Raw genomic sequence first — 26,997 nt, forward strand, 5'->3', positions numbered from 1 at the left:
TACGCTGTACAGTTTTGAGAGAACATCTCAACTAAAACGATAAATATTTCTGGTGACAATGTCGGAGGGGGTACACCCGTTCCCATCCCGAACACGGCAGTTAAGCCCTCCTGAGCCAATGGTACTTAGGACGTCGGTCCCTGGGAGAGTAGGTCGTCGCCAGATTAATTTTAAGCCTCATGGTCAAACAACCATGAGGTTAATTATTTTCTGACGTCCGACATCTGGCGACTGAATTATAACACTGCAGCCCGGTGAACCTTGTCTGAGCCATGGGCGCGGCTGTTCATTACGTGTCCCTGCCATATGTAACAACTAATATTTTATGTTGCATGATATCAAAGATATTAATGTGATTCACTTTATTTTAACCCAGTTGGTAATAAATTATTCTATAATTCATGACGAGTAATAACATGTTTGCACGGAAATTGATGATATGGTAAGATAATATAAGAAATATGCTGCTGTTCTTTACCTAATAATGAACTTAAGCGCTTGGCGCTTTTTTAGTTTTAAACATACGTTCAAAGGAGAGATAATTATGTCCGGTCACTCCAAGTGGGCAACCATTAAACGCAAAAAGGCCAAAGTAGATGCGCAGCGTGGCAAACTATTTACCCGTTTGGCCAGGGAAATAATTGTAGCGGCTCGCAACGGCGGTGCGGATCCGGATGGAAACATGCGGCTCAAAACTGCCATCCAAAAAGCAAAGGAAGCTAATATACCCAATGATAATATAACCAGGGCCATACAGAAGGGCGCCGGCGAACCGGGTGGCGCGGCTTATGAGGAGTTCAATTACGAAGGGTACGGCCCGGGCGGTGTAGCGGTAATGCTTGAAATTATGACTGATAACCGTAACCGTACAGCGGGCGAAATACGTTATATATTCTCAAAAAATGGCGGGAGCCTGGGAGAATCCGGATGTGTCTCCTGGATCTTTGATCAAAAGGGGTTGTTTGTAATTGAAAAAGCAGACAATACAATCAGTGAAGATGATCTAATGCTTCTGGCCCTTGAAGCAGGAGCGGAGGATTTTAAGGTTGAGGATGACTCTTATGAAATAACCTCCGAGCCAGGTGATTTTTCCAGGATAAAAGAAATACTGGAAAGTAAAGGTGTCAATATGGCTATGGCTGAGGTTACTATGGTGCCGCAGAATACTATTAAGCTTGAGGGCAAGGACGCTGAGCTGATGGTCCGCCTCATGGAAACCCTGGAAGAGCATGATGATGTGCAAAACGTCTATGCCAACTTTGAACTTGACGATTAGACGGTTGGACTTATTAGTTATATGGTCTCAAGATCAAGCCCCAGCTCAAACGAGTTTGGGGCTTTTTCTTTTTGAATGGCTTGTTATAGAATACCTAAATATGGTAATAATATGATCATCATGTTAATATTAAAAAGGATATGGTAAGCAGATGATTTTGAGCAATAATAAAATATTGGCGGCAGTATTTCTAATACCGGCTGCAATACTTATAACAGCGGCAGGTATATATTGCGGCAGCCGTTTGGCCGGCCAGCCTGGGGCGCATTATTTTGCTGTATTCCAAAACCAGGTTGATTTCTTAAAGCCCAGAGTTACTTCCGATACAATCCTGACCAGGGAAAGACTTTTTGCATGTGAGGACGTTGAAGTCAATGAACAAGAGCCGGCTCCTGAAGAATTAAGGGGACTCAGCCGGAAGGAGCTGGTCGAAAAATTTTCCCCCGAAGGGTGGGAGGTAACCTTTAATGACCCGAAATCCTTGATTTTAACGGGACGTTCTGATCAGTTGTGTTCCAAACACAAAAGTTACCGTCACCTGGGCCTTTTTCAGGGCTGGTTGGCAATATACGAAGGGCCTCTCGGCTATAACGAAAAGATTATCAGGGTCGAGTCAATTACTGCTGCAGATCTCCCCGGTGAACTTCAGGTAAAACTGCAGCAGGCTATGGATTTTCAAAAACAGGCTGGCGCCGCCGCAGATAAGCTGCGGGGTGAGTTGGAGTTTGAAACTGAAGAAGCCCTCAATGCGGCCCTTGAAAATATCGATGAACACGGTTAAGATCTGCATAAGATAGTACCCATACGTAGGACCTGTCAGCCTAAAAAATTTTGTTTACCTGTTTTTATATAATAGCAGGCTAACTAGTTACTGAGCAGACAGCGATAGAACCCAGCAATGAAAATGCTGAGCATAGAGAGTATCCCCCCTCAAATATGAGTGCGAGATGTATCAAAGATTTTCACAGGAATCGTAAATAAGCTATATAAATTGTTGACACGAACATCAGTTCCGAAATAATATGGTAACATAAGATGACAAGGTCAACAAGATATTGGCTGAAAAAATTTAGATATAGGGAAACACGTTAATTATATGCTAATACTTGGAATTGATCCCGGTACTGCTATTACCGGTTTCGGTGTGGTGGATTACCGGGGCAACAGTTTTTCAATGGTGGAATGCGGTTGCATCCGTACCCAAGCAGGGCTTCCTCTTGCTGAAAGGTTGCAAAAACTTTACCGGGGACTTTTGGATACTATCAAGCAGTACAACCCTGCCCATGTTGCCGTGGAAGAACTTTTTTTCAACAACAATGTTCGTACTGCCCTGGCGGTAGGTCACGCCAGGGGTGTTATTTTGCTCGCGGCTGCGGAAGCAGGGGTTCCTGTGTTTGAATATACTCCCCTGCAGGTTAAACAGGCCGTGGCCGGTTTTGGGCGCGCCGCCAAAGCGCAGGTGCAGTATATGGTCAAAACAATACTGTGTTTACCATCCGTTCCGGGTCCTGATGATGTTGCGGACGCGCTGGCGGTTGCGATATGTCATGCCCACCTATATGAATGGGAGAGGAAGTTTAAATGATAGCTTTTCTTAATGGCAGGCTGGCTGATATTCAAGCAGGCGCGGTAGTAATTGATGTGGGTGGGATAGGGTATCATGTCCAGGTGCCCTTATCTCTTATACACAATCTGCCGGAGCCCGGCGGCCAGATCATGCTGCACACGCACCTCGCGGTTCGGGAGGATGATATCAGCTTGTACGGCTTTAGGGAGCGTGGGGAACTCGAGTATTTTTTAAAGCTATTAAACGTATCCGGAGTCGGTCCCAAAGGAGCGCTGGCTGTACTTACCTTGTTTGAGCCGGGAGAACTTGGCCAGGCCATCGTCAATGAAGACCTGCCCGCCTTAACCAGAGTGCCGGGAATTGGGAAGAAGACGGCCGGACGGATTATCCTTGAATTAAAAGACAAAATACCACTGACTGCGATTCAAGACGCGCCCGGCCGTAAACAGGTCGGATTGAAAGCTGACGCGGTAGCAGCGCTGGAGGCGCTGGGCTACTCTGCTGCGGAGGCCCATAAAGGAGTGAAGGAAGCCCTGGCCGGATTTAATGAGGAACCTCCGGTAGCGGAACTGATCAAGAAAGCCTTGCGAATGCTGGTTAAATCTTAAGACGGTTAAGGAGTACCTACATGGGAGATAGAATTATTTCGGCTGCATCCAAACCGGAGGATTTTGAGACGGAAAACAGTCTTCGGCCCAGCAGGCTGGAAGACTACATCGGGCAGGAGAAGGTCAAAGAAACAATATCCATCTTTATTCAAGCCGCCGTCGGCCGGGGTGAGGCGCTGGACCACGTGCTGTTGTTCGGTCCGCCGGGTCTGGGTAAAACAACCCTGGCCAATATTATCGCCAACGAGATGGGTGTGAATATTCGCACCACCTCCGGTCCTGCCATAGAACGACCCGGTGACCTGGCCGCCATACTTACCAACCTGACTGCTGGAGATGTTCTGTTTATCGATGAGGTCCACCGCCTGAGCAGGGCTGTTGAGGAAGTCCTTTACCCGGCTATGGAGGACTTCGCGCTTGACATAGTTATTGGAAAAGGACCTGGCGCGAGGTCGCTAAGACTGGAACTGCCCAGGTTCACCCTGGTCGGAGCGACAACCAGAGCCGGACTGCTGACCTCCCCTTTGAGAGATCGCTTTGGTGTAATGAGCAGGCTTGATTTTTACCAGCCGGAGGAACTGGTTTTAATTGTAAAAAGATCTGCCCAAATTCTGGGGGTTGAGATCACCCGGGAAGGGGCTTTGGAAATCGCCGGACGCTCCCGCGGCACGCCCAGGGTGGCCAACCGTTTATTGAAAAGGGTGAGGGACTACGCCCAGGTGCGGGCGGATGGCCTTATCAACCTGGAAGTGGCCATGGCTGCCCTGAGCTTCCTGGAAGTCGACCCGCTTGGCCTGGACCATTCGGACCGGACTCTGCTTAAGACGATCATTCAGAAATTCGGCGGCGGACCGGTGGGATTGGACACCTTGGCCGCAGCTACCAGTGAGGAATCAGAAACGGTGGAAGATGTCTATGAGCCCTACCTGATCCAGCTTGGCATGCTGATCCGTACCCCTCGCGGACGGGTTGTCACTCCAAGGGCCTTCCAGCACCTTGGCCTGAAAGATCAAAGAGAAGGGGGTCTCTTTTAATGAAAATGCTGCTGCATACCTGCTGCGGCCCTTGCTCAATATACCCTGTGGAATATTTGAAAGAACAGGGCATGCAAATACAAGGTTATTTCTATAACCCTAATATCCATCCCTATACAGAATACGTTAAGCGCATGGACACGCTGCAAAAATTTGCAGCGAGTGTGGATATCCCCATCATTTGGGATGATGATTACAGGTTGGAGGAGTTCATCCGTAAGGTAGTCCACCGGGAAACCGACCGTTGCCGGGAGTGCTATGCCATGCGCCTCGAGGAGACGGCGAGGGCGGCCAAAGAAGGCGGTTTCGACAGTTTCACAACCACTCTCCTGGTCAGTCCCTATCAGAAGCACGAACTTATCCGTGAAATAGGGCTTGAATATGGTCAGAAATATGGCGTTCCCTTTTATTATGCTGATTACAGGCCCGGTTACCGGAAAGCGACGGCGCGTTCGCGGGAACTCGGTATGTATCGCCAGCAATACTGTGGCTGTATTTACAGTGAAAAAGATCGCTACTTCCGGCAATCTAAAAAGGAGGGGGCAAAGACCTGAAGTGCTGGATAATATAGGGAAATTATTGTTGCTGTTTGGAGGCATTCTGGTTGTAAGCGGGGCGCTGATAATGCTGGGCGGCCGGTTGTTCGGTTTGGGCCGGCTGCCGGGAGATATATTTATTCAACGGGGTAATTTTACTTTGTATTTTCCAATTGTCACCAGCATTATCTTGACTATTTTGCTGACGATTATTCTAAACTTGTTTCGCCGGTAAGCAAGGACTACCGGTTTTTTTTGGAAGGATTTCAGCGGTACTTGTCGAATTGATACCCCCATATGTATAAAATTGGGGGTTAAGTTAAAAGTGAGCTCTAAGAACCTTTGTTATCTGTTGTTGTCAATTGTTGCTTCGTTTCTTATGATGGTTCCCTCAGCTGTAGCGGCGCAAACTACCACGCAGGGCTTGGTGCGGGTAGAGCTGGCTAATCAGGTTGATTCTCTCGGCTTTACCGTCACTGGCAATTACCAATTGGTTGATCAATCTACAGGTAAATTGATAATGAAACTTGAACCAGGCGAAAAATGGCTGGTTACACTGCAGAACGGACGTATCGCTCTGGCCGGACAGAGGGGCAAAAACGGTATTTATAAAGGGCCGGTAAGCGTGCAGGCGCAAACATTTCAAGCCTCCATACTGTCCGGCAATGGCGATTTAGTAGATAATAACTACGCCGGTGAGCTTTCTGTCATTAATAGTGACGGACGAGTGCTTCCCCTGGAGCAAGCTCAGGCGGGAATAACGTTTAAGGGTTCAAAAGGAATTGTGAACCTGAGTGAAGACGGCAGCTTAAACCTTTTAACCTTGACCAGCAATGCGGGTACGACCAGGTACCGGGGCGATCTTGAGTTCCGGGTCGATGGCGGTAAGCTAACTGCAATAAATGAATTAAACATTGAAGACTACCTGTGCGGGGTGGTGCCTTCCGAGGCAATTCCCTCCTGGCCGGCGGAAGCCCTTAAGGCACAAGCTGTAGCTGCCCGCAACTACGCCATGCAAAAGGTAGAAACATCACGGGGGGATAGGGCCAACCTTGGCTCCAATCAATACGACCAGGTCTACGGTGGTTATGACGCTGAAACTGAAGCCACAAACAAAGCAGTTAAAGATACCAGTGGTATCGTGATGATGAGCCAGGGCAGCCTGGTTACAGCCTTTTTCCATTGTTCCAGCGGAGGGTTTACTGAAAACAGTGAAGACGTCTGGCTAAACCCATTGCCCTACATCAAATCTAAGACAGATCCCTATGATAAAAACGACAAGTACTATAACTGGCAGGTCACTTATTCAAACGAACAGCTGGCAGCGTTAATGACGCAGGCTGGTTATCCTATTAAAGAAGTGACCGATATAGAGATCGAGGAAAGGACCTCATCTGACGCCAGAGTTAAAGATTTAACGGTTACCGGTGTGGGCGTTACAGGGAAGTCTGAGAAGATAGAGCTTTGCAACGCGGATAAAGTAAGGATAGCTTTAGGTTTGAAAAGCTCCCTGTTTGTCCTGGATAAAAACTATAACAAGGACAAAAGCCTGGCCAGTGTGAAGATAACAGGCAGGGGATATGGCCACGGGCTGGGTATGTCACAGTACGGGGCCTACGGTATGGCCAGTCAAGGTTATAATTACCAGGATATCTTGAAATACTATTATTCCGGAGTAACCCTCACCAGTCAATACGGCAGGTCATCCTCCCTGCGTTAGCTGGAATAAACAAGGCAGCAGACATGACGCGGCACAAAGGTCAATGTTAACTGGATCTCGAAAAGCCTTTGGGGTAGTGGGCTTGGGGTTATCCTCCGCTCTCTTCGCAATTCTCCATTTGTGAAACAAGAGCGTCATACCAACCGCATCTACAGACAGCCATCCGGTAGCTACGCGCTATTTAAGCTTTGACTTTAAGCTACGCACGCGCTAAGGAACGCACCCAGGTGCTCCGCTCGCTCCGGATAACCCCAAGCCCGCAAGTCAAGCCTTTTCGAGCAATATTCTTGATGTACCTTAAACTGCTTCGCAGTGCAAGTGCGATTAAAGTGCTTCACATCGTTTAATTTCATTCATTGCGATACACTCGAATTTATATCAGGTGAGAACTGTACAAGCGTAGATTAGGAGTTGAATAGTATCAGGTGGACCTTTCAGATTTTTATTATGACCTGCCGGAGGAATTAATTGCGCAGGACCCTTGTGGGTTAAGAGACAGATCGCGGTTGATGGTAGTCCCGTTGGATAGGGACGAGTTTGAACATAGATGGTTCAGGGATCTTCTAAAATATCTCAGGCCTGGTGACAACCTCGTGGTTAACGATACCAAAGTAATCCCGGCCCGCTTGCTGGGTGAAAAAAAAGTTACCGGAGCAAAGATGGAGGTCCTTCTGCTAAAAAAACTGGAGAAAGACCGGTGGGAGGCGTTGGTCAGGCCGGGCAAAAGAGCGCCTGTCGGAACCGAGATCACCTTTAACGGCGGACTCCTGGAAGGCCGCATTCTGGATGACACCGCTTACGGCGGCAGGATCGTGGAGTTTTATTACAACGGTTCTTTTGATGAGGTTCTCGATCGGGTGGGCTTAATGCCGGTTCCTCCATATATTAAAAAGCCCTTATCGGACCGGCATCGTTACCAGACTGTTTATGCCCGGGAGGCTGGGTCGGCGGCGGCCCCTACTGCCGGGCTTCACTTTTCACCGGAACTGCTCAATAGCATCAGGGCTATGGGAGTGACCATTACCCCGGTGCTTTTACATGTCGGCCTTGGTACTTTTCGCCCGGTGGAGGTGCAGGATATCAGTTTGCATCACATGCACGCCGAATATTATGAGATATCCGGGGAATCAGCGGCTGCCATTAATCTAACCAAACAGCAAGGTGGCAGGGTTATTGCCGTGGGAACCACTACGACAAGGTGTCTGGAGAGTGTGGCGCAGGAGTACGGGCAAATACGTCCGTGTTCAGGGTGGACTGAGATCTTTATTTACCCCGGCTACCGTTTTCAGGTTATTGACGGCCTGGTTACCAACTTTCACCTGCCCAAGTCAACCCTGCTCATGATGGTCTCCGCCCTCGCCGGCCGGGATAGAATACTGTCAGCCTATGAGGAGGCCGTACGGCAAAAGTACAGGTTTTTCAGCTTTGGAGACGCCATGTTAATCGTCTAGACTGTACAATTCGCATGAAAAGAGTTAAAATGGGAAATAGTTGACTTAAAAGAGGTATTTAATGGTATTGAATTACTCTGTAATCCAACAAGATAAATCATGCGGGGCACGCCTGGGTCTACTCCATACTACTCATGGAACGGTGGAGACCCCGATCTTTATGCCGGTAGGGACACAGGCGGCAGTCAAGACCATGACTCCGGAGGAAGTAAAAGAAGTGGGCGGCAGGTTAATCCTTGGCAACACTTACCACCTGTACCTGCGGCCCGGTCAAGAATTAATTCGGGAGGCCGGGGGGCTGCACCGTTTTATGAATTGGGACGGGCCTATCCTGACCGACAGTGGGGGGTTCCAGGTTTTCAGCCTGGGGCCGCTTAGAAAAATTTCAGAGGAAGGGGTCACTTTCAGGTCCCACATTGACGGTTCAGAGCACTTCTTCAGCCCTGAAAAGGCTGTTGAGGTCCAGGAGGCGCTAGGTTCTGATATAGCCATGGTCTTCGATGAGTGTGCTCCCTACCCGTGTACGCACGAATATGCGCTGGAAGCATTGAAACGCACAACCCGCTGGGCCAGGCGATGCGCAGACACTCACAGACGGGAGGACCAGGCCTTGTTCGGCATTGTGCAGGGAGGCGCCTTTGCGGATCTTCGCCGGCAAAGCGCTCTGGACCTGGTGGAGCTTGATTTTCCCGGCTACGCCATTGGTGGTTTAAGCGTTGGCGAGCCCAAGGCGGTAATGTATGAAATGCTTGACGTGACTGTGGGGTTCCTGCCGCCAGAAAAACCCCGCTACCTGATGGGGGTCGGCTCTCCCGATTGTCTGGTGGAAGGGGTCGTCAGGGGGATTGACATGTTTGACTGTGTGCTGCCTACCAGGATAGCCCGCAACGGAACGGTGTTGACCCATCACGGTAAGCTGGTGGTGCGCAATGCTGAGTACGCGCGGGATTTCGACCCTATTGATCCGACCTGTGATTGCTACGCCTGCCGGAATTATTCCAGAGCATATATCAGGCATCTGATTAAAGCGGGTGAAGTATTGGGTATCCGCCTGACCACAATCCACAACCTGCGTTTTATACAAAGGCTTATGCAGGAAATCAGGGATGCTATTAGACAAGGGAATATTTTGGAATACAGGGATAAATTTTTAAAAAACTACCTGCAAGCTTAAAAGCTATTTAAAATCTATGAAAAAGAGGATTTTGAGATTTAAACACGAATACAAAAATCAAGAAAGGAGGGCTGATATTGGGTAGTAACTCCCAAATGATCTCCCTGCTGTATATAGTTGGGCTATTTGCCATCCTGTATTTTTTGATGATCCGGCCCCAACAGCAGCGGCAGAAAAAACACCAGGAGATGATGAAAAATCTCAAGCCGGATGACCGCGTTATTACTATCGGTGGTATATATGGCACAATCGTTAAAATGAAGGAAAACTCCTTAATCTTAAAGGTAGCCGATAATGTCCGGATAGAGGTCTTGCAATCCGCCATCTCCAAGGTAATCAGTATGGATGAAGGAGAAGGCAAGGAATAAGTATATGAGGGTAGACCTGTGTCTACTCTTTTTATCGAATGCGTACTTGCTCATAACAGGGGGTTATGCAGTACATGATCACCCTTGAGGACATAAAGAAAGACCCTGTGGTTGACGCGTTTATCCGTAAAGGAAACAAGTACCTCGGTGTGCTGGGTTTTACCGAGCACAGCTATCGCCATGTAAGCCTCGTCTCCAGTATTGCCAAAAACATACTGGAACGGTTGGGTTACCCGCAAAGGCAGGTTGAGTTGGCTGCCATCGCCGGGTATATGCATGATCTGGGAAATGTGGTCAGCCGCAACGAACATGGTATTTCCGGAGCGGTTATAGCTTATCCGATCTTGATGCAGACGGGAATGCATCCCGAAGAAATCGCCACGATTATTTCGGCGATTGCCAACCATGAAGAACAGTACGGGCATGCTGTCAACAGCGTGGCGGCAGCCCTGATCGTGGCGGACAAGTCCGACGTGCACCGTTCCAGAGTACGCAATACGGACTTTGCCACCTTTGATATTCACGACCGGGTCAACTATGCGGTTGAACATTCTTTTTTGTGGGTAGACGACAATAAGCATACCATTACGATGGAACTTACCATTGATACCGATATCTGTCCGGTAATGGAGTATTTTGAGATTTTCTTGAGCAGGATGATCATGTGCCGGAGGGCGGCAACCTTTCTGAAGTGCAAATTTGAGCTGGTAGTGAACGGAGCTAAACTGTTGTAGTATTTTTTACGAGGTATGAGGGGGAGTACAAGCAAATGAAGTGGGACAAGATCCTGAAATTAGCAGGGGTCATCCTGGTTGTGGCGGCAGTTGCCGTCCTGTCGGTTGTACCGCTGTTTCCTGGAGTTAAATGGCTTCCTTTTGCAAATTTAATCAAACAGGGCCTCGACCTCAAGGGTGGTGTCCACGTGGTGCTTGAGGCGCAGGATACGCCGGAAGCGCCGGTAACAGACGACCGGGTTAAACAGGCTATGGCCATCCTTGAAAACAGGGTTAACGCCTTTGGTGTGGCAGAGCCGATTATTCAACAACAGGGGTCCAGGCGGATTATCATTGAACTGGCCGGTGTACAGGACCCTGATGAAGCGGTCGGCAACCTGATTAAAACCGCTTACCTGGAGTTTAAAACGGAAGACGGAACAACCGTGCTCACGGGCCGCCAGTTGAAAAACGCCACGGATAGTAAAAATCCCCAGACTGGACAGTATGAAGTGAATTTGGAGTTTGAGCCGGACGGCGCCAAAGCATTTGCGGCCGTTACTGCGGCCAATGTAGGCAAGCGTTTAGCAATCGTACTGGACGGCAATGTGCTGCAGGCGCCGTCAATCGATGAGCCGATCCCCAACGGAAAGGCCCGGATTGCGCCGTACGAATCCCTGGAGGAGGCTCATAATATTGCGATCCTGCTGCGCTCCGGTTCGCTGCCGGTCAAGCTGGAAGTAATGGAAAAACGGACTGTGGGGCCGACCTTGGGCGCCGACTCTCTGGACAAATCAGTGAAGGCCGGTATAGCCGGGCTGATTGGGATTGTAGTATTTATGCTGCTTTACTACAGGATTCCCGGTCTGGTGGCCAACCTGGCTCTGATTATCTATGCTCTAATTGTACTTATGATTTTTGCGGCCTTGCATGTGACCATGACCCTGCCGGGCATAGCTGGTTTTCTGCTGACCTTGGGCATGGCGGTGGATGCCAACGTGATTATCTTTGAGCGGTTGCGAGAAGAACTCTGGTCCGGCAAGACACTGCGGTCTGCTATTGATGCCGGGTTCAAACGAGCCTTCGTGGCCATCCTGGACTCTAACGTGACCACTCTTATTGCCGGCGCTGTTCTTTACTATTTTGGGACAGGCCCAATCAAAGGGTTTGCCGTAACGCTTACAATTGGTATCCTGGCGAGCATGTTTACGGCCATCACCATGACCAGGTGGCTGTTGCACCTGGTGGCCGGCAGCAATCTGGTACGGAACCTCAAATTGTACGGGGCATAGGGGGCGATTGATTTGATGTTAAGGGAAAGAATGCCTTTCCATTTTATTAAACTGAGGAAAATATGGTACGCTATATCTATCCTGATTATCATACCCGGTCTAATCTCCTTGTTTACACAGGGTCTGAACTTGGGTATTGATTTCAGCGGCGGCAGCCTTTTAGATTTAAAATTCAACCAGGCAACTTCTGTTGAACAGGTCAGGAACGTCCTGCAAGGATTTCATCTCGCTGATGCCTCGATCCAGAGCAGTAATGAAACTGATTTTATAATCAGGACCAGGGAACTGTCGGAAGAGGAGAATGAAAGTATTGTTACGGCGCTTGACAGCGAATTGGGAGGCGTAACCCTGCAGCGTAGTGAACGTGTCGGCCCGGTCATTGGCCGCGAATTAATCGCAAAGGCTATATATGCCATGCTTGCCGCTTCAGTCTTGATGGTCATTTACATTTCCTGGCGTTTTGAATTTAAGCAGGGCGTTGCGGCGATTCTCGCGCTTTTGCATGATTCACTGGTGGTGCTGGGTGTTTTCTCAATATTTCAGATTGAGATCGACAGCGCTTTTATAGCTGCGATATTAACCATTATTGGTTATTCTATAAACGATACGATTATCATTTTTGACCGGATCAGGGAGAACCTGCTTAACAAGAAAAAGGGCGAGGCTCTGGAGGACGTCATTAACTCCAGCCTCTGGCAGACCATAGCCCGTTCCATCAATACGGTGTTGATGGTGGAAATAATCCTTGCTTCCCTTTTTTTACTGGGTGGAACGACCATCCGCGGTATGGTCCTGGCCCTGCTGGTTGGTATAACCGTCGGAGCCTACTCCTCAGTCTGTTTCGCCAGCCCGTTATGGTTTGACCTCAAAAAACAGGAGCGACGGACTAAACCTGGTACAGCGCGGGCATAAAGCAAAGAATTGTCATATGATAAAACGGATGGACTATCTTGAAAATCAATGTTCAATTGCACCTACATCACTTGGGTATATTTCATAATACGTGGCGCCGCGATAGCGGCATGTGGAGCTATCCAAAAAAAGTCCGGCATATAGAGCAATTCCCTTACCGACAATTACGCCAAATAAATAATAGTAATTTTAGAAATAGAGGCGTGTGGGCAACCACTCGCCTTTTAACGTTTTTTTTATGTTCTTTCAGGAAACATTAATTGAGGAGATGTTCCTTTTCCAGATAAGGGGATGTAGTTATGGTGGAAGAGAGCCGCCTTCTAAAAGTCCTTGAAGAGAGGATTGCCTGGCTGGTCACCAGTATGGAAAAGATGAAACTTGCAGAATACGTAAAGCTTCTTGATAATCCCTGGAGGCTTATGTATGTCAACTTTATAGCCGGCTTGGCCAGAGGGGTCGGTATCGCTGTGGGGTTTACCATTCTGGGCGCAGTCCTTTTATATTTCTTAAGGAAGCTGGTTGTGCTGAATCTACCGTGGATTGGCGGAATTATCGCGGAAATAGTACGGATGGTCCAGTTGAAAATATGAACGTGATAATCAAGGAGGTTTTAGTCGCCGTGGACAAGGCTATGCTGATGGGCTTCAAAAAGCGTTTATTGGAAGAAAGAGAAAACCTGCTGGGTCGGATCAATTTTATTGATGAACAAGGGCTGGGTGAAGCCTTGGAAGATTCTATCAGCGAACTTTCAACCTATGACAACCACCCTGCCGACATCGGTACGGAAGTCTTTGAAAGGAGCAAGGACTTTGCTCTACGGGAAAGCGCCATGATTAGCGTGGCTGCCGTTGACGATGCCCTTAACAGGATTCATGAAGGGACTTACGGCGTCTGTGACGTCTGCGGGAAGGAAATTGCGCTGGAGAGGTTGGAGGCGCTGCCTTCCACCACCATATGCCGGGACTGCAAAGAGGCTGAAGAGAAAATTCCTCGCCGTGACGAGCGGCCGGCAGAAGAGGACGTCCTGGCCAAACCTTTTGCCAGAAGCTTCACGGATGCTTCCGGCAACATCGAATACGACGGTGAAGACGCATGGCAGGAAGTGGCCAGGTATAGTGAAACCACCGATGAATGGTCCAGAGGCGGTTCATATTACGGCTATTCCGAGTACGATATCGTGGAGGACAGGGGAGCTGTTGAGGAGGTTGACAATATTCCCTATGAAGTAGGCGACGATGGCGTTTTCTACAAGGATTTCCGTGGCGTGGATGATGAGAGTTCTCCTGCGGAGAAAATTGATGTAGGCGTTGAACACACATAAAAACCGGCCATGGCCGGTTTTTAATGTAGTGATTTTTTTATGTCGCCGGGGTGGTTGTTTTCAAGCATTTGCTTTAAATCTTCCTGCTGTTCCTCGCTAAGCAGGTCCTTAATGGCCATGGAGTCCTGAGCGACTTTTTCGGTAAGGTAAATCGGGGCTTCGGTGCGGATAGCCATTGCAATAGCGTCGCTGGGCCGGGAATCAATGACCAGCTCCTGACCGTGATGCCATATGTGCAGCTCGGCATAATAGGTCCCGTCTATTACATCGTTGATAACGACCATGCTGAGCCTTGATTCAAGACGATCCAGTATGTCCTTTAAAAGGTCGGTAGTCTGGGGATTGTCAAGGTTAAACCCCTGCAGGGCCAAAGCGATAGCGTGCGCTTCAACAGGACCTATCCATATGGGCAGCGCTTTGAGTTCATGTTCATCTATCAGCAGGAGCACCGGGTTCATATTAATATCATATGCTATTTCTCTCACCTTGACGGGAATCATGCTTATTCACCTTCTTATAGCGTCAAGCAGCTTTTGATTTTTCAAAGAAAAGGAATTCTATACCTGTATTCTAAAAGCAAGTGCTCTTAAATGTCAAACCTTGTTTTTGTGTGAATATGTTGTGGTAGCAGGTACAGCCCTGATTTATTCAGTATGGGCTCTATCAGTACGCTACGTTGGCAGCCGGAAAAAAATTTTTTTCAAATTTTTATTTTTAGCTTATTTTTAACTAGATAGATGACCATACTATCAATAAAAACTGGTAGGAGGTTAGTAAAAAGTGACATCAACGCTTGCAGAATACTTTAGCGGAGTCCAGCACCGTTTGCCCGGTGAGGCGGAAAGGGTGCTAAGGGCGCTGGACAACCAGGGTTCGATGAATAAGGAAGACTTATCCTTAACATCAAACGTTAAAAGAGCTGTGCTGGACCATGTGGTGATGCAGCTCTATGCTCTGGGTCTGGTAGAAGTCGCCACGGAGGGCAAAAGCAAAATATGCAGCCTCACCAGGCTGGGGTATGATTTTATAAGTATCAGTAATGCCGGTTAATAATCGGCATTTTTTTTTTGCCAAACCACCCGGCCTTAGATTATAATCTTTATATCTATGAATAATATTACCAGAAACAACCAGAAAATATGGCGGGTTAAAGCATCCGCTCCGGCACTCAGCCAGATATTATCGCGAAAACTTGGTATATCCCCGCTTATGGCACAGCTGTTGGTCAACCGCGGCATTTACACGGTGGAGCATGCCCGTGACTACTTGGGCTGTGAACTTGAAAGCTTGCACCGTCCCGGTCTTATGCGTGACATGCCAAAAGCTGTGGCACGGATTTTAAAGGCAATCCGGTTTAGAGATAAAATTATGGTATACGGAGATTATGATGTAGACGGGGTTACTGCCACAGCGTTACTCATACGAGCTTTTCAGCATTTGGGTGTCGACGTGAAATATCATATCCCCAACCGTTTGACAGAGGGTTACGGACTACGCCTCGATGTTTTAAAGCAAGCTGCGAGCGAGGGAATTAACCTGGTAATTACCCTGGATTGCGGCATTAGTTCTATTGAGGAAGCTCTCTGGGCGCACGATAACGGTCTTGATTTAATTATTACCGATCACCACGAGCCTGGCGCGGAGTTGCCGCGAGCTTTTGCTGTAGTTAACCCCAAAAGACCTGACTGCAAATACCCCTATAAAGACCTTGCCGGTGTCGGTGTGGCGCTGAAACTGGCCCAGGCGCTGCTGGAGGAAGCCGGTATGGGCAGCCTGGCATGGCAAGAATACCTGGATTTGGCCTGCCTTGGTACAATAGCGGATATTGTGCCGTTACAGGGAGAGAACCGCATTATCGTTAAACATGGTCTGACCAGGCTGGCCAGGACGGAAAATGCCGGTTTGCAGGCGCTGATTGCGGTGAGCGAGTTGGTGAAAGAGGAATTGGGAGCGCGTCAGGTTGGCTTCGGCCTCGCCCCGCGTCTCAACGCGGCGGGCAGGATGAAGAGCCCCGATCCGGCGTTAAAGCTATTGCTGTCAGACAACACGGCAGAGGCCTGGGAGTTGGCCGCCGAGCTAAACCGGCTTAATCAAGAAAGGCAGAAGATTGAGTCCGAGGTATTTGAAGAAATTAAAAAAATGCTTGACGAGCGTCCCGAAATGGCTGAAGACCGGGTACTGGTACTGGCCTCGCCGGGCTGGCATGTTGGCGTAATTGGAATTGTAGCCTCCCGTTTGGTAAATATTTATACTCGTCCGGTGCTTTTAATAGCGCTGCAGGATGGGGAGGGTAAAGGCTCTGCCAGGAGTGTACCCGGTTTCAATATGCACCAGGCGCTTTCCCATTGTCAGGCGCTTCTTCTTAGTTATGGAGGACACGCCTCAGCCGCGGGTTTTTCCATTGAAAAAGGCAGGATCGAGGATTTTCGCAGAGAGTTGAATCTTTATGCCGGGGAAACACTCCATGATGAAGGTACAACCGCACTTGTGGAGCTCGACGGGATTATCAGTATGGAGCAGGTTTCAGAAAAACTGGTCAATGAGCTTGACCTGCTAAGGCCCATAGGGCATCATAACCCCGGCCCGCTGCTGGGTTGCCGCCAGGCGACCGTGCTCAAATGCCGGGGTGTGGGTCGCGGAGCCGCCCATTTGAAAATGCTGCTGCAAAGTCAAAATTCAACATTTGACGGAATTGGCTTCAACCTTGGGGCTTACGCCGAGGTACTGGCCACCGCCGAAGAAGTGGACCTTGCCTTTGTACCCGGAATTAACGAGTATAACGGCAGGTCTTCAATACAGCTGGAAGTTAAGGAATTAGGCATGCCTGCGGTTCTGGACACAGTAGAGGCGAAACAGACAGGCTTCCTGAGGAGAGTGGGCTATGTACCCACCGAGCTGTTCATTCCGGAATTTGTTCTGCTGAAACTTCGCTATGCGCTGCAGAACTCAGAAATGCACGGGCGGGTTAACAAAATAACAAGGGCGCCGCTTAAGCTTGAAGATTGGCGGGGGTTGGATGACCGTCCGGGAGCCCTGGCGGGAATAGCTTCACGTGGGGAGCCAACTGTGGTGCTCACCTCATGCGGTTACAGGACCATAGAGTTAGCACATTTTCTGCAACTCGCCGTCCCATCCCTGGCAGGGAGGGTCGCTTTTTGCCACACCTCGTCACAGGAAGCTGAAAAGGATAGGATTGTTCAGTGTTTTAGAGACGGGACTATAAGCACTATCGTGACAACACCCGCTACGGCCGGAGAATTGGCACAACATGCCGTCCAGACCATAATATATGACCTGCCCTATGAGCATGAAGCTTTTTGTTGTGGCGTAAATACGGTTCGTCCGGGCGGGAGCCTTTATCTGCTTTTTAGTCCGGATGATTTGCACGAAAATAGAGAAGCGCTGGGAAACCTGGCTCCGGACAGGGAGTTCCTGGCATCCCTATATAGAATACTCCTCCGGGAACACAACAAGGGAAACCTGGGGAACTGTACTGCTGAATTTATTACCGGGCGCATGCGGGCCGCCGGTCATCAATGGGTCCACCACGATATGGTGCGGGTCTGCCTGGGCATTCTGGAGGAACTGGAGCTTCTGACAGTTAAAGGAGTTGGACATGAGGGACGTTTGGAGCTTTATCCACCGCCCCGCCGCAAGAGGGATCTTATGGAAGCGAAGACCTATCAATATTTGCACCAGCTAAAAGATAAGGCTCTTTCCTGGATGGAAAAGTTAGTTGATGAGCGTTTACATAGCGATATGGATGACTTTCCCCTTTAGTAACCGGGCTTTTAGTGTCATAGGCAAGCCGGGCTGATTGTATGATTCAAGGGGATTATGATACAATTTTATTAGTCCAGTATAAATATAAAGAAAAAGGGTTTAATATGGAAATTAACGCTTGTCTCGCTTCAGGACAGCCACAGCCCAGCCAGAAGGGGACGCCGAATACAACTCAAAACCTGGATACCGGCAAGTCCCTGGAGGAACTGCTGCAGATCATCAGGGGATATAACGCCAAAGCTGATCTGTCGGTTGTGAAGGACGCCTATGACTATGCCGCGAGCGCCCACCGGGGACAAAAACGTATTTCCGGTGAGCCTTATATAGTACATCCTCTGGAAGTAGCAAAGATTTTGGCGGAACTCGAGCTTGATTTGGAAACAATCGTAGCAGGGCTTTTGCATGATGTGGTGGAGGATACCGGGGAAACCCTCACCAGTATCAGTGAGCGCTTCGGCAGTGAAACAGCTCTATTGGTAGACGGTGTTACCAAGCTCAGCCGGATCGAGTTTAAATCAAAAGAAGAACAACAGGCGGAAAACTTGCGTAAGATGTTTTTAGCGATGGCCAAGGACATCAGGGTTATTTTGATTAAGCTGGCCGACAGGCTGCACAACCTGCGCACCTTAAAATACCATCCGACCCCCAAGCAGGTGGAAATCGCTAAAGAAACACTGGAAATATTTGCCCCTTTAGCGCACCGGTTGGGGATTTACAGGATCAAGTGGGAACTTGAAGACCTGGCTTTCCGCTTTAATGAACCTGAAAAATATTTTGACCTGGTTGAAAGAATTGCCCAAACTCGCAAAAAACGCGAGGAATATATCAGTTCAGCAATATCCGTCCTCAAGGACAAGCTTTCCGGGATGGGCTTAGAGGTCGATATAGAAGGACGCCCCAAACACCTTTACAGCATCAGTGTCAAAATGGCTAAACAGAAGGTGGGCCTAAACGAGATTTTCGACGTGCTGGCTGTCCGGTGCCTGGTGGAAACCGTGCGTGATTGTTACGCGACCCTGGGCATTGTGCACACGATGTGGACGCCCATCCCGGGACGCTTCAAGGATTTTATTGCCATGCCCAAATCCAATATGTACCAATCGCTGCATACAACCGTCGTCGGCCCGCAGGGTGAGCCCCTGGAAATCCAAATCAGGACCAGGGAGATGCACAGGACTGCCGAATATGGTATTGCCGCCCACTGGCGCTATAAAGAAGGCAGCCGGGGAGACCGTGAGTTCGACAAAAAACTGGCCTGGTTGCGTCAACTCCTGGAATGGCAACACGATTTGAGGGATGCCAGGGAGTTTATGGAAAACCTTAAAATTGACCTTTTCTCAGATACGGTTTTTGTTTTTTCACCCAAGGGTGACGTGGTTGAGTTGCCGGCCGGGTCAGTCCCGCTGGACTTTGCCTACCGTATTCATACCGATGTGGGCCACCGCTGCGTGGGCGCAAAAATAAACGGACGCATCGTGCCCCTGGACTACGTGCTGAAAAACGGAGATATCGTAGAAATCCTGACTTCAAAAAACAGTTTTCCCAAGAGGGACTGGCTTAATATTGCCAAGACCTCGCAGTCCAAGACCAAAATCAGGCAGTGGTTCAAGAAGGAGCAGCGGGAAGAGAACATTCTAAAAGGAAAGGAAATTCTTGAGCGTGAGGTGAAAAAGCAGGGTATCGAGTCGGATTTGCCAAAACCGGAAAAAATTATAGAAGCCGGCAAAAAATTTTCCCTCTTTACTCTCGATGATATATACGCCGCTATCGGGGACGGTGCGATTACAGTCAACAGCGTTCTGTCCAAAATCAGGGCGGAAGAAGCAAAGCTGGAGAAAAAAGGCCTGCTGGCCGAGGAAGTCCAGAATATTAAAAATGATGTCAAGCCTGCTGCCGGGTGGGGCAAACCCATGCAGGGAATCCGGGTTAAAGGTATTGACAACATCCTAATCAGGCTTTCACACTGCTGCAACCCGGTGCCAGGCGACCCTATTACCGGGTATATTACCAGAGGGCGCGGCATATCCATCCATCGTAACGACTGTATGAATTTAATCAATTATCAGCGGCAAGAGGGCGAGCGGCTGGTAGAAGTTGCCTGGGATCAGGAGTTTACGGAACCTTTTCAGGTTAAACTTGAAATCAACGGACTGGACCGGGCGGGTTTCTTAAGTGATGTTATGGCGGTCCTGGTGGAAATGAAAATCAGCGCCAACTGGGTAACCGCACGGGGCAGGAAGGACGGCGCCGCTGTAATTGAACTCGTCCTGACGATGAAAGGGATCGAACAACTGGATTATATCATGACCAAAATAAGCCGGGTAAAAGATGTCTATGATATGAGGCGGGTAAGTTTCAGCGGCCAGACACTTGGCACGTTGAACTGACCGGGGAGGAAGGTTGTCTTGAGGGCGGTGGTGCAAAGAGTTGTCCGTGGCTCCGTAACGGTTGAAGGACAGACAATGGCGAGGGAAATAGGTCCGGGCCTGGTAGTCCTATTGGGTGTGGGATACGGTGATGCCGCATCCGATGCTTGTTATCTAGCCGAAAAAATTGCAAATCTAAGGATTTTTGAAGACGATCAGGGGAAGATGAACCTCTCCGTGCTGGATACTGCGGGCTCTGTGCTGGCAATATCCCAATTTACCCTCTACGGGGACTGCCGGAAAGGCAGACGGCCCGGCTTTTCTGATGCGGCCGCGCCTGAAGAGGCGTTAGCACTGTATAATAAATTTGTTAAGGAGTTGGAGAAAGCGGGGTTGAAGGTAGCCACCGGGTGCTTTGGGGAGCATATGGTGGTTGAGATTATTAATGACGGCCCGGTCACCCTTCTGGTTGATAGCGACAAGAAATTTTAAGTTAATGGAGGTACAAAATGGCATTGATTTTTGACGGATTTTCGGTTGGCGCTTGGGAATCAAACTGCTACATCATTGGCTGCGGGATAACTAAAGAAGGCGCTGTGGTTGACCCCGGCGCGGATGCCAAAAAGATTTTGAACAGGGTGAAAAAATTGGGGTTGCAAATAAATAAGATCATCCTCACGCACGGTCACCCGGACCACTTGAGCGCCCTGACTGAGGTGCAGCAGGCCACCGGAGCCAAGGTTTTAATTCATGGCGATGATGCAGAAATGCTGGTAGACGCCCGCCGCAACCTCTCGTTCTACATGGGCAAAAGCGTGGAGCTGAAAGAGGCTGACGTCCTTCTGAAAGACGGGGACACGATCCAGGTCGGTAATATCACTCTGGAGGTAATACACACCCCCGGCCACACTCCAGGCGGTATTTGCCTTAAATGCGCGCGGGACATCGTAATAACAGGAGATACTCTTTTTGCCGGCTCGGTCGGGCGGTCCGACTTCCCCGGCGGCAGTCATTCCCAGCTTATCGCCTCAATTAAGAGCAAGCTTCTGAAATTCCCGCCGGATACAAAGGTTTATCCCGGTCACGGGCCGGCTTCAACCATAGGGGCGGAAATGCGCTACAACCCGTTTCTTACGGGAGCCTTTTAGGCTGTTTGAACTGCCTTGATAAAAGGACCTGTTAACAAAAATGGAAAGAGGGCTTCTAGAAACCTGATGTATGTAAGGTTGTTAGAAGCCCTCTTATTGTAATTTTATTGCCTGATAGCTGTGGGTGCGAACTGAATTTGAGTGTATCGCAGTGGTAAGGTCATAACTGGTTCTCGAAAAGCCTTTAGGGTAGTGGGCTTGGGGTTATCCTCCGCTCTCTTCGCAATTCTCCATTTGTGCTACTAGAGCCTTATGCCGACCGCATCTACAGACAGCCATCCGGCAGCTACGCGCTATTTAAGCTTTTCTGCATGCAACGCACGCGCTAAGGAACGCACCCAGGTGCAGGCTTATACTGCATTTCTTACCGGTCAGTCGTAGGGCGTAGGCTTATACTGACTTGTATCTGGGTCAGGCGTAGGGTGTAAGGTTATTAAAAAGGTAGATAGATGAGCCCCTGCTATTATTTTTTACGCCTTACGCCTTATGGCCTACGGCTATTTTTAGCCCCAAACCCGCAAGTCAAGCCTTTTCGAGCAATACTCTTGAGCCAGGTGAGGCAGGGACTAGCCCGCCGTATGCGATTGAAATAGCTTGTGCCACGTTAGCGGTATGGACAACTACCTTTAAACGACAATGGGTTTGACGCCCGGCCATCAATGCAGTAACCTGTATGGACCTGGCTCTTTGACTGAACCATCATTTTTACCTTCATGCTCATCTTTGTCAGCGGCGCAGTGTTCACATTCACAGGCGCCGTTATGCTTTTTCCCGGGTTTAAACCCGGATGATTGCAAAGTATCAACTACCTGGGAGCGGATGCTCTTTAAGTATAAATTGCGGAGCTCTTGCTGTTCTTTTTTTTCCTCCGGAGTAAGGCCTTCGGCTCTCTGTTTGCGGGCCAGTTCATTAATCCGTTGGATAAGCTCTTTTGTTATCATTGAAATCACCCGCCAGTATTATATCATTGCTCAGGTTTTTTTATCCAGAGCTATTTAAGTTGACCTTGCTCATGACAGCTTTCAAATTGACAATAAGGCTGATTTTGCATAAAATGTTTGTCAGGTATAGTGTCAAAGCGATGACCGGGAAAAGTAAACGCATATGTCTGCGGGCAGGGAGGGGAGGCCACGACTGAAAGTCTTCCTACGAAGACAGGCGGTGAAAAACACCCGGGAGCGGCCCCCGAAAGTGACTGGCTTATGATTAGGCGGGCACGGAGACCACCGTTACCGGTATGAAAGGGATAAACTTAAAGTTTTCCGAGCAAGGGTGGCACCACGGGCTAAACAATCCGTCCCTCGCAATGCTTGCGCATGGCCGGGGACGGTTTTTATTTTTGAAGGAGGGTTAAATTTATGTTGACCACGCGGCCACGCGGCACTAACGATATTTTACCGGGTGAGGTTGAAAAGTGGCGTTACCTGGAAGACCATATGCGCCGTATTTGCCGTGAATACGGCTACTCTGAGATCAGGACACCCATTTTTGAGCACACCGAACTATTTCTACGTGGCGTAGGGGACACCACGGATATTGTTGAAAAAGAGATGTACACCTTTATCGACCGGGGGAACCGTAGTATAACGTTGCGCCCGGAAAATACGGCGTCGGTGGTCAGGGCCTACCTGGAAGACAAACTGTATGCATTGCCGCAACCGGTGAAGCTGTTTTACATAGGTCCCATGTTCCGGTATGACCGGCCTCAGGCCGGGCGATTCCGCCAGTTTCACCAGTTTGGGGTGGAGGTCTTCGGTTCGCACGATCCGGCAGTTGACGCTGAGGTTATGGCCATGTCCATGGATCTTTACCGCAGGCTGGGTCTTTCTAACCTGGAACTGCATGTTAACAGTGTCGGCTGCCCCCAATGCCGGCCTGGTTTAATCAAAAAACTGCAGGAATATTTCCGGCCTCATCTGAATGACTTGTGTAAAAACTGCCGGGACCGTTTCGAGAAGAACCCTTTGCGCATCCTGGACTGCAAAGAGACCCGCTGTGGCGACATTGGGGTAGATGCCCCAACCACCGTTGATTGCTTATGCACGGGTTGCTCGAGCCATTTTGCGGAGGTTAAAAAAAACCTGGAGTTAATGGATATCGCTTACCATGAGGACAGGCGGCTGGTGCGCGGCCTCGACTATTATACTCATACTGCTTTTGAGATCGTCGCTCCGGATATAGGCGCGCAGAGTTCTGTTGGCGGGGGCGGCCGCTATAACGGACTGGTGGAGATTTGCGGCGGTCCGTCCATACCCGGCATTGGTTTTGCCCTGGGTATGGAAAGAATTATCCTTGCTATGCAACGGCAGGGTTTAACCTTTGGAGCAGCGGGCGGAACAGAGGTTTTCATAGTAACAGCCAACCAGGCAGCCGCCGGGGAAGCTGTCAGGCTGCTCTTTAAGATTCGTTCCGCAGCGATTTCAGCCGATAAGGACTATATGGACCGCAGTCTTAAAGCCCAGATGAAATATGCCGGAAAAACCGGTGTTGGATATGCGGTTATTATCGGTGAGGACGAAATGAAGCAAGGTACCGCGCTGGTCCGGAATATGGGTTTGGGGCGGCAAGAAAGTGTGCCGCTGGATGAAGTGGTTAGCTTTCTAAAAGAACAAGGGCTGGGAAAGTAATTTCAAGGCAGTGTAAAACGGTTTAATAATATTGAAGGAAAAATAGATATTGGAGGTAGTTGCAGCATGCCTGGAGAGCGGAGTACAAATACTATTGATGCAAGCCGGATTGATTTTTTGAATGGTTTAAAAAGAAGTCATTACTGTGGCAGCCTCAGGGAAGGGCATGCCGGCGAGCAGGTTGTCCTGATGGGCTGGGTACAGCGCCGGCGAGATCATGGCGGCCTGATATTTATTGATTTGCGGGACCGGACCGGCTTAGTCCAGGTAGTATTCAGTCCTGAAATATATCGTGAAGCTTTCGAAAAAGCAGAATCGGCGCGCAGCGAGTACGTCCTGGCGCTGGAGGGGACTGTCCGCCAGCGTCCTGAAGGGACTGCAAATCCCAACCTGTCCACCGGGGAAATTGAGGTGCTGGCTCACCGGCTGAAGATATTAAACCGCGCCAAAACACCTCCCTTTTATATTGAGGACGGCATTGAGGTGGACGAAAACCTTCGTTTACGCTACCGGTACCTTGACCTGCGCCGGCCGGAGATGCAACAGGCCCTGATCTTACGCCACCGCGCCGCCAAATCGGTGCGGGACTTTTTAGAGGAAAATGGTTTTTTGGAAATAGAAACACCCGTGCTTAACAGGAGCACACCGGAGGGCGCGAGGGACTATTTGGTACCCAGCCGGCTGAATCCCGGCAAGTTTTACGCCCTGCCGCAATCGCCTCAACAGTTTAAACAGATGTTGATGGTGGCAGGTTTTGACAGGTATTACCAGATTGTACGCTGTTTCCGGGACGAAGACCTGCGGGCCGACCGGCAGCCGGAGTTTACCCAGGTTGACATCGAAATGTCTTTTATCGACGTGCCGGAAATACTGGAACTTATGGAAAAGCTGGTCGTTAAGCTCTGCCGTGATACGATTAACCTGGATGTTGTCCAACCGTTTCCCAGGCTTTCCTATCAAGAAGCAATCGACTGCTTTGGTTCGGACAAACCAGATACCCGTTTTGGCCTGGAGCTAAAGGATATTTCCGATATTGCCGCCGGCTGTGGTTTTAAAGTATTTGCCTCCGCGGTTGCCGGCGGGGGGCAGGTCAAAGGAATCAACGCCTCTGGATGTGGTTTGTTCAGCCGCAAGGAAATCGACGACCTTACGGCATTTGCCGCCATTTACAAGGCCAAGGGACTGGCCTACATAGTAGTTACCGAAGACGGGGTCAAATCAGCTATCGCCAAATTCTTTACTGAGAGCGAAATGAAGGATATCGTTAGCCGGATGGAGGGAAAACCGGGCGACCTGTTGCTGTTTGTGGCCGATAAATCCAAGGTTGTGGCGGATGCTCTGGGAGCGTTGCGTGTGCACCTGGCTGAAAAACTGGGCATGGTCCCGCTGGATCACTATAATTTTGTGTGGGTATACGACTTCCCGCTGCTTGATTATGACGAAGAAGAAGGCCGTTATGTGGCTATGCATCACCCCTTTACCTCTCCGTGCGAAGACGATCTGCGGCTTCTGGAAAGCAGTCCCGGTCAGGTAAGGGCCAAAGCCTACGATCTGGTACTCAATGGAGTTGAAGTCGGTGGGGGCAGCATCCGCATTCACCGTAGAGATATCCAGGAAAGAATGTTTGCCGCCATTGGTATCGGAGAACAGGAAGCGGTGGATAAATTTGGTTTTATGCTGGAAGCCTTTGAATACGGTACTCCTCCGCATGGAGGGATTGCCTTTGGCTTCGACCGGCTGGTCATGCTCCTGGCGGGCAAGAAGAGCATCCGGGAGGTCATCGCCTTTCCGAAGACGCAGAGTGCCAGTGATCTGATGACACAGGCGCCGGGTTATGTGTCGCCCGGCCAATTAAAGGAACTTAGCTTAAAGACGGATATGAAAAAAGAGCCCAAAAAACAATGAATAGTATCATTGTGTACGGCACTTGAAAATGACGAAACGTTATGTTAACATAATGATGAAGATGTAAAGCCCTACTATGTACGTGAAAACCTTGAAGTTTTTTCCAACACATTTACAAAGGGAGTCCGGTTCTCTGGTTGTAGCTTGTATGCCTCCTTCGTTGAGGAAACAAAAATCATCCAGGAGGACACCCACCTGTTACAGCAGGTTCAAACTTTTGGGCGTCACGGCATCGGTGGGGTTTCTACGAGTTACAACGATGGGTTTTCAATGCGCCCCTCAAGGGGTAGCTCTGAAAACCCTTCTTGATTTAAGGGAAACTGGGCATTTATAATATCAAAGTGATATGGGCACTTTGTGATTGATCGCCTATTAAACGAGTGGTATGTGGTCATATTAGATAGGGTATAAAGCAACAATATGAACTTTGAGATGTGTAACATGACCTTTTTACCAGGGGCACAACTCGAATTTTCTAAATATTTGGCTACCATATAACACATATTTAAGGTTAGATTGCTCTATATTAAAAATGACGCATAACAGATTAAATGTGGGGTGATTGACAAAGGGATTTAATGGGTATTATAATTTAGCCAGGAGTTCGTCGGTATAATATATATAAATTACTAGAATTATCGTCTTTTTCGTAGTTTAAAATGGGTTGATTGGGAGTATTGAAGAAATGAAAATGGGGAAGGGAGTCGAGCAGCTTTGGCAGGCGATAAAATTGTCGTTTTACAAGAAGAGAATTTCAAAGAGTTTATCGGTGAATCAGCAGCCCCCGTTCTGGTTGATTTTTGGGCTGAATGGTGCGGTCCATGCAAAATGATTGCTCCAGTGGTGGAAGAAGTTGCAGAAGAATTTGAAGGTAAAGTACGGGTGGCCAAGCTGGATGTGGATGAGAATCAGGATGTGGCTGCGAGCCTGAAGGTGATCAGCATCCCCACCTTGATCTTATTTAAGGGCGGCAATGAATTAGAACGTTCCATCGGCTATAAGACTAAAGATGAACTGCGCCGCATCATCAACAAACACCTGTAGGAATAAAAAGCACGTTTGTACGTGCTTTTTTAGTTTGCCCGGCATGTCTGCCGCACCGATGGGTTGAAAGAAACCCTGTCACCTAACCAGCGGGAAGACAACCCGTAGGCAAGGGCGTCACTGGTAACGGTGGGGTCTGGAGGAAGCCGAAG

26 protein-coding genes, 1 rRNA gene and 1 other RNA gene are annotated in these 26,997 nt (G+C 49.1%); 26 read left to right on the plus strand and 2 right to left on the minus strand.

All coding sequences use genetic code 11. From position 1 onward, the window contains the following. Positions 1 to 48: 48 nt before the first annotated feature. From rrf to Psfp_RS17565, 17 genes are all read left to right on the plus strand, one after another. A 5S ribosomal RNA gene (gene rrf / locus Psfp_RS17485) occupies positions 49 to 165 on the plus strand. Between the two features lie 379 nt (positions 166 to 544). After that, positions 545 to 1,276, plus strand: a complete 732-nt coding sequence (locus Psfp_RS17490) for a YebC/PmpR family DNA-binding transcriptional regulator (RefSeq protein WP_134219808.1) — start codon at positions 545 to 547, stop codon at positions 1,274 to 1,276. A 157-nt stretch (positions 1,277 to 1,433) separates the two neighbouring features. Next, positions 1,434 to 2,057, plus strand: coding sequence for a hypothetical protein (locus Psfp_RS17495; protein ID WP_134219809.1), 624 nt, complete (start codon positions 1,434 to 1,436; stop codon positions 2,055 to 2,057). 315 nt (positions 2,058 to 2,372) lie between these two features. Then, on the plus strand, positions 2,373 to 2,861 hold the full coding sequence (gene ruvC, locus Psfp_RS17500; RefSeq protein WP_134219810.1) for a crossover junction endodeoxyribonuclease RuvC: 489 nt from the start codon (positions 2,373 to 2,375) through the stop codon (positions 2,859 to 2,861). Beyond that, positions 2,858 to 3,451 (plus strand): Holliday junction branch migration protein RuvA, encoded by a 594-nt coding sequence (gene ruvA / locus Psfp_RS17505; RefSeq protein WP_134219811.1) that lies wholly within the window; start codon positions 2,858 to 2,860, stop codon positions 3,449 to 3,451. The genes ruvC and ruvA overlap by 4 nt, the downstream gene beginning before the upstream one ends. A 20-nt stretch (positions 3,452 to 3,471) precedes the next feature. Next, positions 3,472 to 4,485 (plus strand): Holliday junction branch migration DNA helicase RuvB, encoded by a 1,014-nt coding sequence (ruvB, locus tag Psfp_RS17510; RefSeq protein WP_134219812.1) that lies wholly within the window; start codon positions 3,472 to 3,474, stop codon positions 4,483 to 4,485. Then, positions 4,485 to 5,039 carry an epoxyqueuosine reductase QueH gene (locus Psfp_RS17515; protein WP_134219813.1) on the plus strand — a complete coding sequence of 185 codons (555 nt, stop codon included), beginning with the start codon at positions 4,485 to 4,487 and terminating at the stop codon, positions 5,037 to 5,039. The genes ruvB and Psfp_RS17515 overlap by 1 nt, the downstream gene beginning before the upstream one ends. 1 nt (position 5,040) lies before the next feature. Next, a complete protein-coding gene (locus tag Psfp_RS17520; RefSeq protein ID WP_134219814.1) occupies positions 5,041 to 5,256 on the plus strand; it encodes a DUF2905 domain-containing protein in 216 nt (71 codons plus the stop codon). Between the two features lie 90 nt (positions 5,257 to 5,346). Beyond that, positions 5,347 to 6,741, plus strand: a complete 1,395-nt coding sequence (locus Psfp_RS17525; protein WP_134219815.1) for a SpoIID/LytB domain-containing protein — start codon at positions 5,347 to 5,349, stop codon at positions 6,739 to 6,741. A gap of 425 nt (positions 6,742 to 7,166) precedes the next feature. Further along, entirely contained in the window at positions 7,167 to 8,192 is a 1,026-nt protein-coding gene (queA, locus tag Psfp_RS17530; RefSeq protein ID WP_134219816.1) for a tRNA preQ1(34) S-adenosylmethionine ribosyltransferase-isomerase QueA, read from the plus strand. Between the two features lie 61 nt (positions 8,193 to 8,253). Beyond that, on the plus strand, positions 8,254 to 9,366 hold the full coding sequence (gene tgt / locus Psfp_RS17535; RefSeq protein WP_134219817.1) for a tRNA guanosine(34) transglycosylase Tgt: 1,113 nt from the start codon (positions 8,254 to 8,256) through the stop codon (positions 9,364 to 9,366). Between the two features lie 77 nt (positions 9,367 to 9,443). Next, positions 9,444 to 9,734 carry a preprotein translocase subunit YajC gene (gene yajC, locus Psfp_RS17540; protein ID WP_243120766.1) on the plus strand — a complete coding sequence of 97 codons (291 nt, stop codon included), beginning with the start codon at positions 9,444 to 9,446 and terminating at the stop codon, positions 9,732 to 9,734. Positions 9,735 to 9,808: 74 nt separating this feature from the next. Beyond that, complete coding sequence (locus tag Psfp_RS17545; RefSeq protein WP_134219832.1) at positions 9,809 to 10,468, plus strand: HD domain-containing protein; 660 nt, start codon at positions 9,809 to 9,811, stop codon at positions 10,466 to 10,468. Positions 10,469 to 10,503: 35 nt separating this feature from the next. Continuing rightward, positions 10,504 to 11,739, plus strand: a complete 1,236-nt coding sequence (gene secD / locus Psfp_RS17550; protein WP_134219819.1) for a protein translocase subunit SecD — start codon at positions 10,504 to 10,506, stop codon at positions 11,737 to 11,739. Between the two features lie 15 nt (positions 11,740 to 11,754). After that, positions 11,755 to 12,651: a protein translocase subunit SecF gene (gene secF / locus Psfp_RS17555; RefSeq protein ID WP_134219833.1), complete on the plus strand. Its 897-nt coding sequence runs from the start codon at positions 11,755 to 11,757 to the stop codon at positions 12,649 to 12,651. Between the two features lie 299 nt (positions 12,652 to 12,950). After that, on the plus strand, positions 12,951 to 13,241 hold the full coding sequence (locus tag Psfp_RS17560) for a DUF5665 domain-containing protein (RefSeq protein ID WP_134219820.1): 291 nt from the start codon (positions 12,951 to 12,953) through the stop codon (positions 13,239 to 13,241). Between the two features lie 29 nt (positions 13,242 to 13,270). After that, a complete protein-coding gene (locus Psfp_RS17565) occupies positions 13,271 to 13,972 on the plus strand; it encodes a TraR/DksA C4-type zinc finger protein (RefSeq protein ID WP_243120768.1) in 702 nt (233 codons plus the stop codon). 20 nt (positions 13,973 to 13,992) lie between these two features. On the opposite strand, the gene Psfp_RS17570 is transcribed toward Psfp_RS17565, so the two are convergent. Beyond that, positions 13,993 to 14,472 (minus strand): bifunctional nuclease family protein, encoded by a 480-nt coding sequence (locus tag Psfp_RS17570; protein ID WP_134219822.1) that lies wholly within the window; start codon positions 14,470 to 14,472, stop codon positions 13,993 to 13,995. A gap of 280 nt (positions 14,473 to 14,752) precedes the next feature. On the opposite strand from Psfp_RS17570, the gene Psfp_RS17575 reads away from it, so the two are divergent. From Psfp_RS17575 to Psfp_RS17595, 5 genes are read left to right on the plus strand one after another with little or no spacing between them, the layout of a single operon-like run. After that, on the plus strand, positions 14,753 to 15,022 hold the full coding sequence (locus tag Psfp_RS17575; RefSeq protein WP_134219823.1) for a transcriptional regulator: 270 nt from the start codon (positions 14,753 to 14,755) through the stop codon (positions 15,020 to 15,022). 57 nt (positions 15,023 to 15,079) lie between these two features. Beyond that, positions 15,080 to 17,752 (plus strand): single-stranded-DNA-specific exonuclease RecJ, encoded by a 2,673-nt coding sequence (recJ, locus tag Psfp_RS17580; RefSeq protein ID WP_134219824.1) that lies wholly within the window; start codon positions 15,080 to 15,082, stop codon positions 17,750 to 17,752. A gap of 41 nt (positions 17,753 to 17,793) precedes the next feature. Then, positions 17,794 to 20,142, plus strand: coding sequence for a bifunctional (p)ppGpp synthetase/guanosine-3',5'-bis(diphosphate) 3'-pyrophosphohydrolase (locus tag Psfp_RS17585; RefSeq protein WP_243120770.1), 2,349 nt, complete (start codon positions 17,794 to 17,796; stop codon positions 20,140 to 20,142). A gap of 18 nt (positions 20,143 to 20,160) precedes the next feature. Continuing rightward, a complete protein-coding gene (gene dtd / locus Psfp_RS17590) occupies positions 20,161 to 20,613 on the plus strand; it encodes a D-aminoacyl-tRNA deacylase (RefSeq protein WP_134219826.1) in 453 nt (150 codons plus the stop codon). Between the two features lie 17 nt (positions 20,614 to 20,630). After that, positions 20,631 to 21,269 (plus strand): MBL fold metallo-hydrolase, encoded by a 639-nt coding sequence (locus tag Psfp_RS17595; protein WP_134219827.1) that lies wholly within the window; start codon positions 20,631 to 20,633, stop codon positions 21,267 to 21,269. Between the two features lie 656 nt (positions 21,270 to 21,925). Here Psfp_RS17595 and Psfp_RS17600 read toward each other — a convergent pair. Next, positions 21,926 to 22,210, minus strand: coding sequence for a DUF896 domain-containing protein (locus Psfp_RS17600; protein WP_134219828.1), 285 nt, complete (start codon positions 22,208 to 22,210; stop codon positions 21,926 to 21,928). Between the two features lie 417 nt (positions 22,211 to 22,627). Between Psfp_RS17600 and hisS the strand changes: the two genes are divergently transcribed. The 4 genes from hisS to trxA all read left to right on the plus strand — a co-directional run bounded on the left by hisS (position 22,628) and on the right by trxA (position 26,845). Further along, positions 22,628 to 23,896, plus strand: a complete 1,269-nt coding sequence (gene hisS, locus Psfp_RS17605) for a histidine--tRNA ligase (RefSeq protein WP_134219829.1) — start codon at positions 22,628 to 22,630, stop codon at positions 23,894 to 23,896. 66 nt (positions 23,897 to 23,962) lie between these two features. Continuing rightward, a complete protein-coding gene (gene aspS / locus Psfp_RS17610; protein WP_134219830.1) occupies positions 23,963 to 25,801 on the plus strand; it encodes an aspartate--tRNA ligase in 1,839 nt (612 codons plus the stop codon). Positions 25,802 to 25,866: 65 nt separating this feature from the next. Further along, positions 25,867 to 26,047: non-coding RNA, 6S RNA (ssrS, locus tag Psfp_RS17615), on the plus strand. Between the two features lie 468 nt (positions 26,048 to 26,515). Continuing rightward, on the plus strand, positions 26,516 to 26,845 hold the full coding sequence (trxA, locus tag Psfp_RS17620; protein WP_134219831.1) for a thioredoxin: 330 nt from the start codon (positions 26,516 to 26,518) through the stop codon (positions 26,843 to 26,845). Positions 26,846 to 26,997 lie beyond the last annotated feature (152 nt).

Source organism: Pelotomaculum sp. FP (assembly GCF_004369245.1).
Classification (GTDB): Bacteria; Bacillota; Desulfotomaculia; order Desulfotomaculales; family Pelotomaculaceae; genus Pelotomaculum_C; species Pelotomaculum_C schinkii.

Coding starts and splice junctions, on each gene's coding strand:
- Psfp_RS17490 (WP_134219808.1), top strand. CDS start 545: ATGTCCGGTCACTCCAAGTGGGCAACCATTAAACGCAAAAAGGCCAAA.
- ruvC (WP_134219810.1), top strand. CDS start 2,373: ATGCTAATACTTGGAATTGATCCCGGTACTGCTATTACCGGTTTCGGT.
- ruvA (WP_134219811.1), top strand. CDS start 2,858: ATGATAGCTTTTCTTAATGGCAGGCTGGCTGATATTCAAGCAGGCGCG.
- ruvB (WP_134219812.1), top strand. CDS start 3,472: ATGGGAGATAGAATTATTTCGGCTGCATCCAAACCGGAGGATTTTGAG.
- Psfp_RS17515 (WP_134219813.1), top strand. CDS start 4,485: ATGAAAATGCTGCTGCATACCTGCTGCGGCCCTTGCTCAATATACCCT.
- tgt (WP_134219817.1), top strand. CDS start 8,254: ATGGTATTGAATTACTCTGTAATCCAACAAGATAAATCATGCGGGGCA.
- Psfp_RS17545 (WP_134219832.1), top strand. CDS start 9,809: ATGATCACCCTTGAGGACATAAAGAAAGACCCTGTGGTTGACGCGTTT.
- secD (WP_134219819.1), top strand. CDS start 10,504: ATGAAGTGGGACAAGATCCTGAAATTAGCAGGGGTCATCCTGGTTGTG.
- secF (WP_134219833.1), top strand. CDS start 11,755: ATGTTAAGGGAAAGAATGCCTTTCCATTTTATTAAACTGAGGAAAATA.
- Psfp_RS17560 (WP_134219820.1), top strand. CDS start 12,951: ATGGTGGAAGAGAGCCGCCTTCTAAAAGTCCTTGAAGAGAGGATTGCC.
- Psfp_RS17570 (WP_134219822.1), bottom strand. CDS start 14,472: ATGATTCCCGTCAAGGTGAGAGAAATAGCATATGATATTAATATGAAC.
- recJ (WP_134219824.1), top strand. CDS start 15,080: ATGAATAATATTACCAGAAACAACCAGAAAATATGGCGGGTTAAAGCA.
- Psfp_RS17585 (WP_243120770.1), top strand. CDS start 17,794: ATGATTCAAGGGGATTATGATACAATTTTATTAGTCCAGTATAAATAT.
- Psfp_RS17595 (WP_134219827.1), top strand. CDS start 20,631: ATGGCATTGATTTTTGACGGATTTTCGGTTGGCGCTTGGGAATCAAAC.
- Psfp_RS17600 (WP_134219828.1), bottom strand. CDS start 22,210: ATGATAACAAAAGAGCTTATCCAACGGATTAATGAACTGGCCCGCAAA.
- hisS (WP_134219829.1), top strand. CDS start 22,628: ATGTTGACCACGCGGCCACGCGGCACTAACGATATTTTACCGGGTGAG.
- aspS (WP_134219830.1), top strand. CDS start 23,963: ATGCCTGGAGAGCGGAGTACAAATACTATTGATGCAAGCCGGATTGAT.